At 72.7% G+C, this 16,189-nt stretch carries 14 protein-coding genes; 3 read left to right on the top strand and 11 right to left on the bottom strand.

Features of this window, described 5'->3' with window-relative positions; translation table 11 throughout:
* Nucleotides 1–452: 452 nt before the first annotated feature.
* Nucleotides 453–1,721, bottom strand: coding sequence for a tyrosine--tRNA ligase (gene tyrS / locus ACFQ6N_RS38795; RefSeq protein ID WP_380658847.1), 1,269 nt, complete (start codon nt 1,719–1,721; stop codon nt 453–455).
* Nucleotides 1,722–2,014: 293 nt separating this feature from the next.
* On the opposite strand from tyrS, the gene ACFQ6N_RS38790 reads away from it, so the two are divergent.
* Nucleotides 2,015–2,545: an HNH endonuclease gene (locus ACFQ6N_RS38790; RefSeq protein WP_380658845.1), complete on the top strand. Its 531-nt coding sequence runs from the start codon at nt 2,015–2,017 to the stop codon at nt 2,543–2,545.
* Nucleotides 2,546–2,614: 69 nt separating this feature from the next.
* Here ACFQ6N_RS38790 and ACFQ6N_RS38785 read toward each other — a convergent pair whose 3' ends face one another.
* From ACFQ6N_RS38785 to ACFQ6N_RS38755, 7 genes are all read right to left on the bottom strand, one after another.
* Nucleotides 2,615–4,687, bottom strand: coding sequence for a PQQ-binding-like beta-propeller repeat protein (locus ACFQ6N_RS38785; RefSeq protein WP_380658844.1), 2,073 nt, complete (start codon nt 4,685–4,687; stop codon nt 2,615–2,617).
* 147 nt (nt 4,688–4,834) lie between these two features.
* Nucleotides 4,835–5,140, bottom strand: coding sequence for a 4a-hydroxytetrahydrobiopterin dehydratase (locus ACFQ6N_RS38780; RefSeq protein WP_380658843.1), 306 nt, complete (start codon nt 5,138–5,140; stop codon nt 4,835–4,837).
* 38 nt (nt 5,141–5,178) lie between these two features.
* Nucleotides 5,179–5,358: a DUF1272 domain-containing protein gene (locus ACFQ6N_RS38775; RefSeq protein WP_380658842.1), complete on the bottom strand. Its 180-nt coding sequence runs from the start codon at nt 5,356–5,358 to the stop codon at nt 5,179–5,181.
* An 84-nt stretch (nt 5,359–5,442) separates the two neighbouring features.
* On the bottom strand, nt 5,443–6,201 hold the full coding sequence (locus tag ACFQ6N_RS38770; RefSeq protein WP_380658840.1) for a sulfite exporter TauE/SafE family protein: 759 nt from the start codon (nt 6,199–6,201) through the stop codon (nt 5,443–5,445).
* Between the two features lie 221 nt (nt 6,202–6,422).
* Nucleotides 6,423–7,475, bottom strand: coding sequence for an SPFH domain-containing protein (locus ACFQ6N_RS38765; RefSeq protein WP_380658839.1), 1,053 nt, complete (start codon nt 7,473–7,475; stop codon nt 6,423–6,425).
* 10 nt (nt 7,476–7,485) lie between these two features.
* Nucleotides 7,486–7,908: an NfeD family protein gene (locus tag ACFQ6N_RS38760; protein ID WP_380658838.1), complete on the bottom strand. Its 423-nt coding sequence runs from the start codon at nt 7,906–7,908 to the stop codon at nt 7,486–7,488.
* A gap of 120 nt (nt 7,909–8,028) precedes the next feature.
* Nucleotides 8,029–8,820 carry an ABC transporter ATP-binding protein gene (locus ACFQ6N_RS38755; protein WP_380658837.1) on the bottom strand — a complete coding sequence of 264 codons (792 nt, stop codon included), beginning with the start codon at nt 8,818–8,820 and terminating at the stop codon, nt 8,029–8,031.
* A gap of 150 nt (nt 8,821–8,970) precedes the next feature.
* On the opposite strand from ACFQ6N_RS38755, the gene ACFQ6N_RS38750 reads away from it, so the two are divergent.
* Nucleotides 8,971–9,774, top strand: a complete 804-nt coding sequence (locus ACFQ6N_RS38750; protein ID WP_380658836.1) for a hypothetical protein — start codon at nt 8,971–8,973, stop codon at nt 9,772–9,774.
* Nucleotides 9,775–9,937: 163 nt separating this feature from the next.
* On the opposite strand, the gene ACFQ6N_RS38745 is transcribed toward ACFQ6N_RS38750, so the two are convergent.
* The 3 genes from ACFQ6N_RS38745 to ACFQ6N_RS38735 form a co-directional block, all read right to left on the bottom strand.
* Nucleotides 9,938–10,609, bottom strand: a complete 672-nt coding sequence (locus ACFQ6N_RS38745) for a response regulator (protein ID WP_380658835.1) — start codon at nt 10,607–10,609, stop codon at nt 9,938–9,940.
* The gene (locus ACFQ6N_RS38740; protein ID WP_380658846.1) at nt 10,602–11,699 is read right to left on the bottom strand and encodes a GAF domain-containing sensor histidine kinase; all 1,098 of its coding nucleotides are present in this window, start codon (nt 11,697–11,699) and stop codon (nt 10,602–10,604) included. Before ACFQ6N_RS38740 ends, ACFQ6N_RS38745 begins: the two co-directional genes overlap by 8 nt.
* A gap of 336 nt (nt 11,700–12,035) precedes the next feature.
* Nucleotides 12,036–14,615, bottom strand: a complete 2,580-nt coding sequence (locus tag ACFQ6N_RS38735; protein ID WP_380658834.1) for an FHA domain-containing protein — start codon at nt 14,613–14,615, stop codon at nt 12,036–12,038.
* 224 nt (nt 14,616–14,839) lie between these two features.
* Between ACFQ6N_RS38735 and serB the strand changes: the two genes are divergently transcribed.
* The gene (serB, locus tag ACFQ6N_RS38730; RefSeq protein WP_380658833.1) at nt 14,840–16,102 is read left to right on the top strand and encodes a phosphoserine phosphatase SerB; all 1,263 of its coding nucleotides are present in this window, start codon (nt 14,840–14,842) and stop codon (nt 16,100–16,102) included.
* Nucleotides 16,103–16,189 lie beyond the last annotated feature (87 nt).

Below are 16,189 nucleotides of genomic sequence, written 5' to 3'. Positions count from 1 at the left end.
ATGTCAACATATCTGGCGTTGACTTTTGGCACGCTGTTGAGTTCTCAAGGAACGGACGCTTCCTTCGGACCGCCTTCCAGCGGACCCTCCGGGCTCTCGTTCTTTCGTGTTTCCAGCTTACCAGATGTTTTCCGCTCCGTTTTCCGGAGTTTCATTCATCCGATTTCCCGAACTGGCCGGGGTCACTTTCTGCGACAACCACCACGTTAGCGCATTCCGAGATTTACTCGAAATTCACGCCCGCACCCGTCGACGAAAACGCCGAGTAACCCAAGTGAATGGGCTTCGAGGTGTGAGAGTGGGTCTTGCCGAGTGGGGTGGCCGCTCCAGCGACTCGTTCAACACTAGGCCACCTGGACGACATCGTCAAACGTCAAGGGCCGGATCTGTCCGGATCCGGCCCTTGGTGCTCGAAGCCACAGCTCAGAGCGCGTGCGTTTTCAGCCAGGTACTCAGCCGGCCGACACCAGCTCGGCCGCCGCCAGGTTCCGCTTGCCGCGCCGCAGCACCAGCCAGCGGCCGTGCAGCAGGTCGGCCTCGGTCGGCACCGCTTCCTCGTCCGTCACCTTGACGTTGTTGAGGTAGGCGCCGCCCTCCTTGATCGTCCGGCGGGCGGCCGAACGGCTCGGCGCCAGGCCGACGGCGACCAACAGGTCGACCATCGGCTGGAGTTCGGGCACCTCGGCCTTCGGGACCTCGGCCAGGGCGGCAGCCAGGGTCGGGGCCTCCAGGTCGGCGAGGTCGCCCTGGCCGAACAGCGCCTTGGACGCGGCGACCGCGCGCTCGTACTGCTCGGCGCCGTGGACCAGGGTGGTGAGCTCCTCGGCGAGCGCGCGCTGGGCGAGGCGGGCGGCCGGGCGCTCGGCGGTCTCACGCTCCAGCTCCTCGACCTCCTCCTTCGAGCGGAAGCTGAAGATCCGCAGGAAGTTGGGGACGTCCCGGTCGTCCGCGTTCAGCCAGAACTGGTAGAAGGCGTACGGGGTGGTCAGCTCGGGGTCGAGCCAGACCGTGCCGGACTCGGTCTTGCCGAACTTGGTGCCGTCGGCCTTGACGATCAGCGGCGTGGCCAGCGCGTGGACGGACTTGGCGTCGGCCTTGCGGATCAGGTCCGTGCCGGCGGTCAGGTTGCCCCACTGGTCGCTGCCGCCGGTCTGCAGGGTGCAGCCGTAGCGGCGGTTCAGCTCCAGGTAGTCCATGCCCTGGAGGATCTGGTAGCTGAACTCGGTGTAGCTGATGCCCGCGTCGGAGTTGAGCCGTCGGGCGACGGCCTCCTTGGCGATCATGTTGTTGACCCGGAAGTACTTGCCCACGTCCCGCAGCAGGCTGATGGCCGACATCCCGGAGGTCCAGTCCAGGTTGTTGACCATGCGCGCCGCGTACGGGCCCTCGAAGTCGAGGAACCGGGAGATCTGGCCGCGCAGGCGCTCCACCCAGGCGGCCACCGTCTCGGGGTCGTTGAGCACGCGCTCCGCGGTGGGCTTCGGGTCGCCGATCAGGCCCGTGGCGCCGCCGACCAGGCCGAGCGGGAGGTTCCCCGCCTGCTGGATGCGGCGCATGGTGAGGATCTGCACCAGGTTGCCCAGGTGCAGGCTGGGGGCCGTCGGGTCGAAGCCGCAATAGAACGTGACCGGGCCGTCCGCGAACGCCTTGCGCAGTGCGTCCTCGTCGGTGGACAGGGCGATCAGCCCTCGCCACTGCAGCTCGTCGACGATGTCCGTCACGGTCACGCTTCTCCTTCGATCGGGCGTCCGCCCGGCAGCGGCCCTCTTCGGTCGGGCCCCGGATCGGAACGACTCCAGCCTGATAGAGCCTACGCGGTTCCGGCCGGCGGGTTTTCCCCGAGGCGCCCCACCGGCTCCGGCGGTCCGCTCCCCCCGCCCCCTCGCCGATGCCGGAAATTCCGTTGTTCGTCGGCTGTGCGCCCGTCCAGAGTGGTGTCACCGCCGTGCGGCGGCAGTGACGTGTGTGGAGACGGTCGTGCCGCCGTGGCACGCCCGTGGGAAGGGTGTGCCGAGTGCGCAACACGCTGGTTCTGAATGCGAGCTACGAGCCCCTGACAACGGTGTCGCTCCAGCGCGCCGTCGTCCTGGTGCTCCAGGACAAGGCGGTGGTGGAGCAGGCGCATCCGCTGCGCTCGATCCGGGGGACGGGCGTCGCCATGCCGGTCCCGAGGGTGATCAGACTGCAACGGTACGTACGGGTGCCGTTCCGACAACAGGCCTCGTGGTCGCGGCGGGGTGTCCTGGCCAGGGACCAGCACCTGTGCGCGTACTGCGGCAGGCGGGCCACCACGGTGGACCACCTCCACCCCAAGTCGCGGGGTGGAGCGGACAGTTGGCTGAACACCGTGGCCGCGTGCGCGGAGGACAACCAGCGCAAGGCGGACCGGACGCCGGAGCAGGCCGGGATGAAGCTGCTGCGCCGCCCGTTCGTGCCGACCCCGCAGGCCAGCCTGATGCTGGCGCTCGGCCTGCGCGTCTCGGAGGCCCGGGAGCTCGCCGACTGGCTGCCGCCCATCGCGGCCATGCCCGTCCCGGCGGCGTGACGGCCCCGGCGGCGTGACAGCGTCGCCGGCGTAACGGTCCCGGCGGCGTGACGGGGACGGAAGGCCGCCTCAGCCCTTCGCCTGGTACCCGGCCGCCGTGCCGAAGTTCCCCGAGTGGTCGGGCACCACGACCACCTGTCCGCCGCCGATCATCACCCGCCCGGAGACCAGCAGCGAGCCGGTCCCCGGCGGGAAGTTGCCGCCGGTCGCCTCCTGGCCGCCCGCCAGCGGGAACCGGCTGAGGCGGGCGGGCTGGTCGCGGCGTTCGTCGGCGGCGAGCACCAGCGAACCGCCGTCGATGCCGACCGCCCGGACGGTGCCCTTGGCGGCGGTCGGAACCTTCCAGCGCTGCTTTCCGGTGTCCAGGTCGTAGCCGACCGCGGCCGCCGGCCCTCCGCCGTTCGCCGGCGCCAGGGTGGTGACCATCGTGCGGCCCTCGAAGAACACCTCGGGGGTGGCCGCGAAGGTGCCGTGGGCGACGTCCAGCCGGCCGCCGTCCGTGACCACCGGGATCTCGGCGGCCGGATCGCCGGCGGCGCCCCAGGCGAAGACCCGGTCGTTCTCCGGCTTGTCGCCGGTGGTGAGCACCACGGCGGGCTCGGCGGACAGCACGGTCACCGTCTTCGGCTGGTTGTTCAGGCCCCGCCACCAGCCGACCTTGCCGTCCGCGATGTTCAGCGAGACCGCCTGGTCGGCGGGCGTCGAGTCGGCGCACGAGGAGGCGACCAGCACGGTCTTGCCGCTGACGCCCCCGGAGAGGGTGCAGAACTTGCCCTGCCCGGTGTACTGCCAGACGTCCTTGCCGTCGGCCGACTCCCAGGCCACCGCACGCTCGTCGCCGACCGCGACCACCTTGTCCTCGGTGACGCCCACCCGTGCGGAGTAGGCGCCCTTGGTGTCCGAGAGGGTCTTGGTCCAGACGGTCTTGCCGGTCTTGGTGTCCACGGCGGCCACCAGCGTGCAGGGGCTCTTCGGATCCGCCTGCGGACGGAACAGCGCCGCGCCCAGGCCCGCCCGGTTCACGCTCGCCGACAGCCCGCACGGGACGGCCCCGGCGGCCGGCGGCTCGACGGACCAGGCCTGCTTGCCGCTCGCCCGGTCGTACGCCCGCACCCCGGAACCGTCCGCCCGGACCACCGCGTCCGCCAGCAGCCAGCTGCCGATCAGGGTGTCGTCACCCGCGGGCTGTCCGGCCGCGACCGGCTGCGCCGACCACGCCCGGGCGTGCGCCACCGCGAACCCCGGCTCGCCACCACTGCTGGCGGCCGCGCTGCCACCGCCCTCGGTACCGACCATCAGCCCGGCCGCCACCAGGACCCCCAGCGCTGCCACCCCTGCGCCGGCCCGCACCATCAGGGCCTTGCGACTGGGCACGTGCTCGCCGCTCAGCACGGCCTCGGCGGCCCTGCGCGCCTTCGCCGAGAGCGAGGAACCCGAACCGGCACCCGAACCGGAGGCCGAACCGGCACCCGATCCGGAGTCGGACACCGAAGCGGCACCGGAGCCGCCGCCACCACGCCGGCGGGCGGCGGCCCGGGAGCGGCCGACGCGCCCGGACGCGGGCTCAGCCCCCTGCTCCTGGTCCCCTTCCGGGGTCCCCTGCCGCGACTTCTCCGAGGCGTTCTCCGGGATGCCCTCCGCCGACGGCGCGGGCTCCGGCTCGGCCTCCTCGACGTGCACGTACCCGTCGGCCGAGTACTCCGCCCCCAGCGGGACGTACAGCCCCTCGCCGGCGGACTGCTGCGGCGCGGCGTACGGCGCGTACTGCTGCTCCGGCTGCTGCTGCGCGTGGTCCGCGTACTGCGGATACGGCTGCTGGTACTGCTGCCGGTACTGCTCCTGACCGCCGTACTGCCCCTGGACGTAACCGCCCTCGACGTACCCGGTCTGCCCGTACCCGGTCTGCCCGTACCCGCCCTGGTCGTAGTCGGCCTGACCGTACGACGACTGCTGGTCGTAGGACGGCTGCTGACCGTACCCGGCCGCGCCGTAGCCCGCCTGCTGCTGCCAGTACGCCTGCTCCTGCGCCTGCTGCCCGTGGTACCCGGCGGCCTGCCAGTCCGGCCGGGCCGGGTCGGGCTGGTCCTGGGGGTGCCACTGCTGCTGCCCGTGGTGGGCGTCTCCGAAGGGCTCCTGCGCCATCCGTTCCGTCCCTCCCGAGCCGCCTGCCTGCCGATGCGGCAGTCAGCATCTCACGCCCGCCTGAGGGTACGGCCCGGGCCCTCGGCCGTACCGCCCGGCCCCACGGCGCGGCCGCGCCGGGCCACGAAGGCCCGCGCCGGGCCCGCGTCAGCCCGTGGACTCGGCGCCGAGGGCCTCGTCGATGCGGGCGGCCAGGGTGAAGTCCAGGCCGGTGAGGCCGCCGGCGCTGTGGGTGGACAGGACGAAGCGCAGGGTGCGCCAGCGGATGTCGATGTCGGGGTGGTGGTCGAGGCTCTCGGCCTGCTCGGCGACGGCGGCGACCACCCGGATCGCCGCCGGGAAGCTCGGGGTCTCGGCGGTGCGGGCGATGCTGTCGCCCTCCCGGGTCCACTCCGGCAGTGCCGCCAGGGCTGCCGTGATCTCGTCCTCGCTCAGCCGTGCCCTGCTGCTCATCCCTGCGCTCCTCAGCTGTCGGTCCGGGGTACCCGGTGTCAGGCGGCCTTCCGACGCGGACGGGCCGCCAGTTCGCCGCCGCAGTTGGGGCAGCGGCCGGCCATGGCCTCGGTGCAGTCCCGGCAGAAGGTGCACTCGTAGGAACATATCGAGGCGGGGCCGTCAGCGGTCAGCGACACCTCGCAGCGCTCGCAGGTCCCGCGCATCTCCAGGGCCATTGTCCGTACTCTCCTCGGATCCTCGTGGGGTTCTTGTTACTCACCCGGCACCCGGCGCTCCCCCCTGCCGGGCCTCCGTGCCGTTCAGCTCAGCAGCAGCTTGGTGACGGCCGCGAGGCCGACCACCACGATGACCACCCGCAGCGCGGTCGGCGGGAGGCGGCGGCCGACCTTGGCCCCGACCAGGCCGCCGATCAGCGAGCCCACCGCGATCAGGCCGGCGGCGGTCCAGTTCACCGTCGAGGTGAACAGGAAGAACAGCGCGGCGACACTGTTGACGATCATCGCCAGGGCGTTCTTCACCGCGTTGATCCGCTGGAGCTCCTCCTGCAGCAGCATGCCCATCAGCGCCATCAGCAGGACGCCCTGCGCGGCACCGAAGTACCCGCCGTAGATGCCGGTGAGGAACACCCCGACCAGCAGGACCGGGCTGCCGTCCGGGTCGCCGCCGGGCCGGCGGCGGGCGGCGACGGCCTTGGCCACCCGGGGCTGGATCACCACCAGGACGAGCGCCAGCAGGATCAGCACCGGCACGATCGCGTCGAAGGCGCCGCTCGGCAGCTTGATCAGCAGCAGTGCGCCGAGCAGCCCGCCGAGCAGCGAGGCGGTGCCCAGGCGCAGCACCCGGCGGCCCTGGTCGGCCAGTTCGCGGCGGTAGCCGATCACGCCGCTGAGCGAACCGGGCACCAGGCCGAAGGAGTTGGAGACGTTGGCGGTGACCGGCGGGATGCCGACGGCGAGCAGGACCGGAAAGGTGATCAGGGTCCCGGAGCCGACGATCACATTGATCATTCCGGCGCCGACCCCGGCCACCAGGACGGCGACCGCCTCCCAGAGCGTCATGGGTCACTTCTCCTCTCGGTCCTGTCCGAGGGGATCATGCCGGACCGGCCTCCCGCCGGACCAGACCCGCCCACGATTCGGGACGTACGCCACACCGTCGCGGGCGGCCGCCCGGACACGCCGAGGGCCCGCGGCCGTACGGGAGACGTACGGCGGCGGGCCCTCGGCGGAGCACTGCCCGGCAGCTCAGCCGGCCACTCCGGCCAGGCCGGTCACTCCGGTCACTCCGGGTCGATCTTGGGGTACTCCCGGGTCGGGTCCACCCGGGGACGGGCCGCACCCTTGTCGGTGTCCACCGGCCGGGGCCCGGACGCCGGGTCGATCGGCACCTGGGTGGCCGCCGGGGCCGCCTGCGGGATGCTGGGCGCCGCGACCGCGCCGCCGTTCATCCCGCCGCCGTTGCCGGTCAGGCCGCCGAAGGCGCCGCCGAGGCCCTTGAGCGCGTCGCCGACCTCGCTGGGGATGATCCAGAGCTTGTTGGAGTCGCCCTTGGCCAGCTCGGGCAGGGTCTGGAGGTACTGGTAGGCGAGCAGCTTCTGGTCGGCGTCGCCGTCGTGGATGGCCTCGAAGACCGTCCGGATCGCGGCCGCCTCACCGTCGGCGCGCAGCACCGCGGCCTGCGCCTCACCCTCGGCCCTGAGCACGTCCGCCTGCTTCTCACCCTCGGCCTTGAGGATCTGCGCCTGGCGCTGGCCCTCTGCGGTGAGGATCGCGGCGCGCTTGTCACGGTCGGCGCGCATCTGCTTCTCCATCGAGTCCTGGATGGAGGTCGGCGGCTCGATCGCCTTCAGCTCGACGCGGTTGACCCGGATGCCCCACTTGCCGGTGGCCTCGTCCAGGACGCCGCGCAGACCGGCGTTGATGACCTCGCGGGAGGTCAGGGTGGACTCCAGGTCCATCGAGCCGATGATGTTGCGCAGCGTGGTGACGGTCAGCTGCTCGATGGCCTGGATGTAGCTCGCGACCTCGTAGGTGGCCGCGCGCGGGTCGGTGACCTGGTAGTAGATGACGGTGTCGATGTTGACCACCAGGTTGTCCTGGGTGATCACCGGCTGCGGCGGGAACGGCACGACCTGCTCGCGCAGGTCGATCCGGTTGCGGACGCGGTCGATGAACGGGACGACGATGTTCAGCCCCGCGTTGAGCGTCCGGGTGTAGCGGCCGAAGCGCTCGACGATCGCCGCGCTCGCCTGCGGGATCACCTGGATCGTCTTGATCAGCGCGATGAAGGCCACCACGACCAGGACGACCAGGACGATAAGGACGGGTTCCACGGACTCTCCCCTAGACGACCAGGGCGGTCGCGCCCTGGATTTCGACGACGTCGACCTGCTGCCCGGGCTGGTACACCTGGTCCGGGTGGAGCGCGCGGGCCGACCAGATCTCGCCGTTCAGCTTGATCCGTCCGCCCTCCCCGTCGACGGTTTCCGCGACGACCGCGGTGGCGCCGTGCAGCGCCTCGATGCCCATCTTGACCTGCGGGCCCTTCTGCATCTGCCGGTAGGCGATCGGCCGGACGAAGACCACCAGCGCGACCGAGACCACGAGGAAGGTCGCGGTCTCCACGACCACTCCCCCGCCGAGCCCGGCGACGACCGCGGCGGCCAGTGCCCCGACCGCGAACATGGCGAACTCCGGCATCGCGGTGAGAACCAGCGGTATGCCTAGCCCTGCGGCGGCCAGGAGCCACCAGATCCAGCTGTCCACACATCCATCCTAGGGAGCGAAGGCCTTCGTAGCGGACAGTTCCCGCAGGTCGAGGGGCGGAAACCGGTCGCACGTGCGACCGGTTCCGACAGCCTTCCGGTGGAGGGGGCGGACGGGGCCTCAGCCCAGCGGCAGACCCTGCGCCGACCAGCGGTCGCCGTGGCGCTCCAGGGTGAGCGGCAGGCCGAAGCACTTGGAGAGGTTGCGGGCGGTCAGCTCGGTGTCGATCGGACCGGCCGTGAGCACCTTGCCCTGCCGGATCATCAGGACGTGGGTGAAGCCGGGGGCGATCTCCTCCACGTGGTGGGTGACCATCGCCATGGCCGGGGCGAACTCGTCCTGGGCGAGCGCGCCGAGCCGGCGGACCAGGTCCTCGCGGCCGCCGAGGTCCAGGCCGGCCGCGGGCTCGTCGAGCAGCAGCAGCTCGGGGTCGGTCATCAGGGCGCGGGCGATCAGGGTGCGCTTGCGCTCGCCCTCGGAGAGGGTGCCGAACTTGCGGTCGGTGAGGCCGGCCATGCCGAGGCGGTCGAGCAGCGCGAGGGCGCGGCCCTCGTCCGACTGCTCGTAGGTCTCCTGCCAGCTGACCGTCATGCCGTAGGCGGCGGTGAGCACCGTCTGGAGCACGGTCTGCTCGGCCGGCAGCTTGTCGAACATGGCGGCGCCGGCCAGGCCGATCCGGGAGCGCAGCTCGAAGACGTCGATCTCGCCGAGCTTCTCGCCCAGCACGCTGACCTTGCCCGAGGTCGGGAACAGGTACGAGGAGGCGATCTGCAGCAGGGTGGTCTTGCCGGCGCCGTTCGGGCCCAGGATGACCCAGCGCTCACCCTCGGAGATGGACCACGAGACCTGGTCGACCAGCGCGCGCCCCTCCCGGACCACGGATACGTCCACCAGCTCCAGCACGTCGCTCATGCCTATGCCTTCCCCAAAAAACAAGATTCTCGGCCGTCGGTGCGGGCGGCACGCCGACTCCGGCAGCCGGTGGGCACGGGGTGGGTGCGCCGCACACGCATGGGCAAACCTACGCCACGCGGATGACCGCCGATTCCGTAGGCTGGCCGGATGCTCGCGAACCCTGCCGACAATCCGTACGAAGAGCCCCGTTCGGGGCGGCTGGCCGCCTGGGGCAACGCCTTGCTGGCGGGCCTGGTGCCGCCCGACAACGCCGCCGCGGCCGTACTGGGCGCCGACGAGAGCCACCGGGTGGCCGGACTGCCCGGGGACGCTCCGGGCGAGCTGCACGGGCTGACCTGGGCGCTGGGCCGGCTGCGGGTGATGGGAGTCACGGGCCTGCGCCTCGCGCTGCCCTCCGCCGGACACCCGCTGGGCCTGACCGGCCCGGCGCCGTTCAACGACCGCGCGATGACCGCCGGCGAGGCCGTCCTGGCGGTGGGCGTGCCGCTCGGGCTGGTCCCGGAGGTCGAGGTGTTCGGGCCGCCCGGGGACCGGTCGGCGACCGTGCTGTGGCGCTGCTCCGAGGTGAACGACGGGCCGGCGGCGGACGTGCCGTCGCTGCACGAGGCCGAGCGCGAGCTGGCGGAGGGGCTGCGCGAGGCGACCGTCCTGCTGACCCGGCTCGACGTGGCCGGCGCCGGACCGGAGGCCGTGCGCGCCCTGGAGGCGTACCGCCGGCGCGGGCACGCCGAGCTGCTGGCGCCGGGCTACCCGCCGCGGGCCGTCCGGGTGCTGGAGTCGGCCCGGCAGGTGTCCGCCCTGCTGGCGATCGCCTCCGGCGGCCACGGCGCGGCCGTCAGCGCGTCCGAGATGGCCGCGCGGCAGTCGGTGCTGGCGCCGCTACGGCAGACCGCCCGGCGTGCCCAGGTGGCCGCCTACAACGCGCTGGTGGACGAGCGCGAGGCCCGCTGACGGCCTTCGGGCGGACGCCTGCGGTACCTGGCCGGAATCCGACCCCCGGCCGGGGCCGCCGGCCGGCGGATCGGCCGGCCGGCGGGTCGGCCGGCCGACCCGGCTTGTCCGTCTGTCCCGCTGTCCCGCTGTCCGGCTGTCCGGCTGTCCGGCTGTCCGGCTGTCAGCAGGTGCCCGACGCGCCCTCCCGGGCCTCGCCGTTGCGCACCGCCCAGAGCGCGGCCTGGGTGCGGTCGGCCAGGTCCAGCTTCATCAGGATGTTGGAGACGTGGGTCTTCACCGTCTTCTCCGACAGGTGCAGGCTGCGGGCGATCTCCCGGTTGGAGCGGCCGTCGGCGATGTGCCCGAGCACCTCGCGCTCGCGCTCGGTGAGGGTGCCGCCGCGGCCCTGCGGCGCGCGCGGGCCCTCGTCGGACAGCAGGGCCTCGGCCAGCTCCGGCTGGAGCAGCACGTGCCCGGCGTGCACCGAGCGGATCGCCCCGGCCAGCGCCTCCGGGTCCACGTCCTTGTAGACGTACCCGGCGGCGCCGGCCCGCAGCGCGGGGACCATCGTGCGGTGCTCGGTGAAGCTGGTGACGATCAGGATCCGGGCCCGGCTGCCCTCGCCCTTGAGGGTGCGCAGCGCCTCGATCCCGTCGACGCCGGGCATCTTGAGGTCCATCAGGACGACGTCGGGGTCGAGTTCGCGGGCCCGCTCGACGCCCTCCGCCCCGTCGGCGGCCTCCCCGACCACCTCGATGTCGTCCTGGACCTCCAGGAAGGTGCGCAGCCCGCGCCGGACCACCTGGTGGTCGTCGACGAGCAGGACGCGGATCGACGGCGTGCTCTCAGGCACCGGGAACCTCCATCTCGACGAGCGTCCCCCGGCCGGGGGCCGACTCCAGGGTGAGCGTGCCGCCGACGGCGGCCGCGCGGTCGCGCATCGAGGCCAGGCCGAGGTGGCGGCCGGCCCGGCGGACGGACTCGGGGTCGAAGCCGTGGCCGTCGTCGCGCACCCGCAGCACGGCGCCGCGGCCGGGCGTCCCGGCCAGGGTGACGGTGACCCGGCGGGCGCCGGAGTGGCGCAGCGCGTTGTGCAGCGCCTCCTGGGCGACCCGCAGCAGCGCGGCCTCCTGGGCGGGCGGCAGCGCGCGGACGCCGTCGGCGGCGAACGCGACGTCGGCGGTGTGCGCCCGGTCGAGGACCTGCACCTGGGAGGCGAGGGTCGCGCTGAGCCCGTCCTCCTCCAGCGCGGCGGGCCGCAGTTCGACGACGACGGCGCGCAGTTCGTCGGCGGCCTCGGCGGCCAGCCGGGCGACCTCGGCGAGTTCGGCGCGGGCCCGGGCCGGGTCGCGGTCGACGAGCTTGGCGGCGGCCTTGGCGGTGAGGCGCAGCGAGAACAGCTTCTGGGCGACGGCGTCGTGCAGGTCGTGGGCGATCCGGGCGCGTTCGCCGGCCAGGGTGAGTTCGCGGCTGCGCTCGTAGAGCCGGGCGTTGGACAGGGCGAGGGCGGCGTGGGCGGCGAGGATCCGCAGCAGTTCCTCGTCGTGGTCGGTGAAGAGGCCGCCGCCGTGCTTGTTGGCGAGGAAGACGACGCCCATCACCTGCGGTTCGTCCTCGGCCGCGTCGGTGTCCAGGATCGGCATGCCGAGGAAGGCGTCCATCTCGGGGTGCGCGGCGGGCCAGCCGCCGAAGGAGGGCGCCCGGCGGACGTCGGCGAGGCGGGTGGGTCCGGTCTCGTGGAGCATCGTGGCGAGCACGCCGTGCTGGCGGGGCAGCGGGCCGATCGCCCGCCACTGCTCGTCGGTGACGCCGTCGACCACGAACTGGGCGAAGCCGCCGTGGTCGTCGGGCACGCCCAGGGCGGCGTACTCGGCGCCGAGCAGGTCGCGGGCGGAGGCGGTGATGCGGCGCAGCACCTCGCGGACCTCCAAGTGGCGGCTCATCCCGAGCAGTGCCTGGCTGACGGTTTCGATCCCGGACAGGCAGGGGTCGCAGGCGGGCAGCGGGCCCGGGTGGGCCCGGTGGTCTCCGGTGGTGCTGGGCATACCGCCAAACTACCGCCGTGGCCGGGGCGGTCGCGTCCGCCCCGGGCCGGGCCGGACGCGGGTCCGGAGTCCTAGGCCGCCGGTCCCGGGGGGCCTGCGCGGCCGGTGGGTCCGGGCCACGGCGGCACGGGTCCGGACCACGGCGGTACGGGACCGGAAACGCCGGCACGGGACCGGAAACGCCGGAGGGCGGCCCTCCCCGGTGGGGAGAGCCGCCCTCGGGGCGGTCGGCCGTCAGCCCTTCTGCATGACCTCGGGCTCGTGCCGGCGCTGGAGCCGGGTGACGAGGACGCCGATGACGACCGAGATGGCGATCAGCACGCCCGCGTCGATCGCCCACTGGGTGACGGTGTGGTCCCACAGCGGGTCGTACTGCGGGTTCTGGAAGTCCTTGTTCCAGGGGCCCATGAGCTTGGACAGGTCGAGCGTGGTGGAGACGATGCCGGTGCCCCAGCGGGCCGGCATCAGCCAGGCGACCTGCTCCAGTCCGGGCTTGCTGAAGATCTGGAAGAGGCAGCCGGTGAAGACGACCTGGATGATCGCGAACATGACCAGCAGCGGCATGGTCTTCTCGGCGGTCTTCACCAGCGCGGAGATCATCAGGCCGAACATCATGGCGGCGAAGCTGAGCAGGATCATGCCGATGGTCATCTCGATGATCGGCAGGTTCTTGACGATCAGGCCGTGCTCGGGGAGCTTGCGCGGCAGGAAGCCGACGGCGGAGATGATGGCGCCCTGGATCACGCTGAAGATGCCCAGCACGATGATCTTGGACATCATGTACGCCGACCGGGACAGGCCGGTCGCCCGTTCCCGTTCGTAGATCGCCCGTTCCTTGATCAGCTCCCGGACCGAGTTGGCCGCCCCGGAGAAGCAGGCCCCGATCGCCAGGATCAGCATGATCGTCGCGGCGCCGCTGTTGAGGTGGAGCTGCGTGTTCGGGTTGGGCGCGAGCCCCGGCGCGTTGGGGATCAGCACGCTGACCGCGCCGATGACCGCGGGCAGCAGCACCGACAGCGCGAGGAAGCCGCGGTCCGAGGCGAGCACGGACATGTAGCGCCGCATCAGCGTCCACAGCTGCGAGCCCCAGCTCTGCGGCTTCGGCGGCCTGACGGCCTCCTGGGCCACCTGCGCGTGCTGCACCTCGCCCGCCTCCACGGTGGGGGCGGAGTACTGCTGGTAGTGCACCGAGCCGCGGTAGCGGCCGGCCCAGTCGTGGTCCGGGTAGTTCTCGAAGGCCTGGAAGACGTCCGCCCAGGTCTCGTACCCGAAGAAGTGCAGCGCCTCGTCCGGCGGGCCGAAGTAGGCCACCGAACCGCCCGGCGCCATCACCAGCAGCCGGTCGCAGAGCGCGAGTTCGGCGACCGAGTGGGTGACGACCAGGATGGTGCGGCCGTCGTCGGCGAGGCCGCGCAGCATCTGCATGACCTCGCGGTCCATGCCCGGGTCGAGGCCCGAGGTGGGCTCGTCCAGGAAGATCAGCGAGGGCTTGGTGAGCAGTTCCAGGGCGACCGAGACGCGCTTCTGCTGGCCGCCGGAGAGCGCGGTGATCTTGTTGTCGGCGCGCTTGTCCAGGCGCAGCTCGTACAGCACCTCGTCGATCCGGGCATTGCGCTCGCGGGCCTCGGTGTCGCCGGGGAAGCGCAGCTGGGCCGCGTACTTGAGGCCCTTCCGCACGGTGAGCTCGCGGTGCAGGATCTCCGACTGCGGCACCAGGCCGATGCGGGAGCGGAGTTCGGCGAACTGCTTGTAGAGGTTGCGGCCGTCGTACAGCACCTCGCCGCGGTCGGCCGGGCGGTAGCCGGTGAGGGCGCGCAGCAGGGTGGACTTGCCGGAGCCGGACGGGCCGATGACCGCGACCAGGGACTTCTCCGGGACGCCGAAGCTGACGTCGTCGAGCAGGACCTTCTTGCCGCCCTTGTGGTCGACCTCGACGGTCAGGTGGCGGGCGGAGAAGGAGACCGCGCCGGTGTCGACGAACTCCTGCAGCTGGTCGCCGACCAGCACGAAGCTGGAGTGGCCGACGGTCAGCCGGTCCTGCGGGCCCATCAGCTGGCGCTGCACCCGCTGGCCGTTGAGGAAGATGCCGTTGTGGCTGCCGAGGTCGACGATCTCGTAGCGGCCGTCCGGCAGTTGGCGCAGCTCGGCGTGGTGGCGGGAGACCTGGAGGTCGGACACCACGATGTCGTTGTCGAGCGCGCGGCCGATCCGGGCGGTGCGCATGGCCGCCGTCAGGTTGCGGATGATGGTCGGCTGCGGACCGTCACCGCCGTGCTGCGGCGGCGGGAATCCCTGCTGGGGGAAGCCCTGGTCCGCCGGGAAGCCCTGCTGCTGCGGGAAGCCGCCCTGCTGCGGCGGCGGCGCGTACTGCTGCGGCGGGAACGGCTGCTGGGGCGGTGCCTGGCCGGCCCAGGCCTGCTGCTGCGGCGGCTGCTGGTAGGCGTCCTGCGGGGCCGGCGGCTGGGGCTGCGGCGCCGGGCCGCGCGTGGTGACGGCCTCGTGCACCGGGGTGGCGGCGTGCGCGGGCGCGGAGAAGCCGAGCCGGGGGCCGTTCTCCGGGTTGCCGAGGTTGACGACGGCGCCGGGGAACAGCTGGGCCTGCATGGTCCGGGCACCGGCCACGTAGGTGCCGTTGGTGCTGCCGTGGTCGTCCAGCTGCCAACCGCTGCCGTTGAAGCCGATGGTCCCGTGGTGCCAGGAGACCCTGGCGTCGTCGAACGGGAAGTCCGACTGCGGGTTGCGCCCGATGGTGTAGGACCGCCCGGGCTCCAGAGTCCGCTGCTGTCCGTTGATCTCGATGACGAGTTGCGGCACTGCTCCGCCTGCCCCGCTCTCTCGGTTCCCCCGAATTGTGCCCCCGGCCGGGAGGGCGATGTTCCTGTGACTGACGGGGGGAATCATTCCAGCCCGCCGACCGCCGGTGAAAGTCGGCCCGGACGACTGTGACCAGGCTGCTACCGGAGCCCGCGGCCACGGTGTCCCGCGAGGTGGGACGGGTGCCCCCGGGCCGCCTGCCGACGGGTAGCGTGGGAGGCACCATGAACGCATCGCCCCTGGCCGCTGAGCCCCTCCCCGCCGCCCAGCCCCGGACCGCGGACGAGCGCACCCTGCTCGTCAAGGTGTTCGGCAAGGACCGCCCCGGCATCACCGCCGGCCTCTTCGCGACGCTGGCCGGATTCGGCGTCGTCGTCATCGACATCGAGCAGGTCGTGACCCGTGGCCGCATCACCCTGTGCGCCCTGGTCACCCCGCCCTCCGCACCCGGCGCCGAGGGCGGGCTGCGGGCCACCGTCCACCGCTGGGCCGACGAGCAGAAGCTCCAGGCCGAGATCCTCTCCGGCATCGGCGACAACCGCCCGCGCCGCGAGGGCCGTTCGCACGTCACGGTGCTCGGCCACCCGCTGACCGCCGCCGCCGTCTCCGCGCTGACCTCCCGGATCACCGCGTCGGGCGGCAACATCGACCGTGTCTTCCGACTCGCCAAGTACCCGGTGACGGCGGTCGAACTGGCCGTCTCCGGTGTGGCCACCGAGGAACTGCGCGCCGAGCTGGCCCAGGAGGCGGCCACCCAGCGGGTGGACGTCGCGGTGGTCGCCGCCGGGCTGGAGCGCCGGGCCAAGCGCCTGGTGGTCATGGACGTCGACTCCACGCTCATCCAGGACGAGGTGATCGAGCTGTTCGCCGCCCACGCGGGCTGCGAGGAGCAGGTCGCCGAGGTGACGGCGGCGGCGATGCGCGGCGAGCTGGACTTCGCCGAGTCGCTGCACGCCCGGGTGGCGCTGCTGGCCGGGCTGGACGCCTCGGTGACCGAGAAGGTCCGGGCGGAGGTGCGCTTCACTCCGGGCGCCCGCACCCTGATCCGTACCCTGCAGCGCCTCGGGTACCAGGTCGCGGTGGTGTCCGGCGGGTTCACCCAGGTCACCGACCACCTGGTGGAGCAGCTGGGGCTGGACTTCGCGGCGGCCAACACCCTGGAGGTGGTGGACGGCAGGTTCACCGGCCGGGTGGTCGGCGAGATCGTGGACCGGGCCGGCAAGGCCCGCTGGCTGGCCCGCTTCGCCGAGCAGGCGAAGGTGCCGCTGGAGCAGACGGTGGCGATCGGCGACGGCGCCAACGACCTGGACATGCTGAACGCGGCCGGGCTCGGGGTGGCGTTCAACGCCAAGCCGGTGGTGCGGGAGGCCGCCGACACCGCGGTGAACGTGCCGTTCCTGGACACCGTGCTGTACCTGCTGGGCATCACCCGCGAGGAGGTCGAGGCGGCCGACGCGCTGCACGGCACCCTCACCGAGGACGACTAGGGCGGACCGAGCCGGGCCCGCCGAGGAGGGCCTGCGGACGTACGTGAGGGGCGCGCGGACCCGGGCGGCCGGCCCACCCGGTCGGGC

Source organism: Kitasatospora sp. NPDC056446, from assembly GCF_042796115.1.
Taxonomy (GTDB): Bacteria; Actinomycetota; Actinomycetes; order Streptomycetales; family Streptomycetaceae; genus Kitasatospora.
This window is presented reverse-complemented; position numbering and strand designations above follow the sequence as displayed.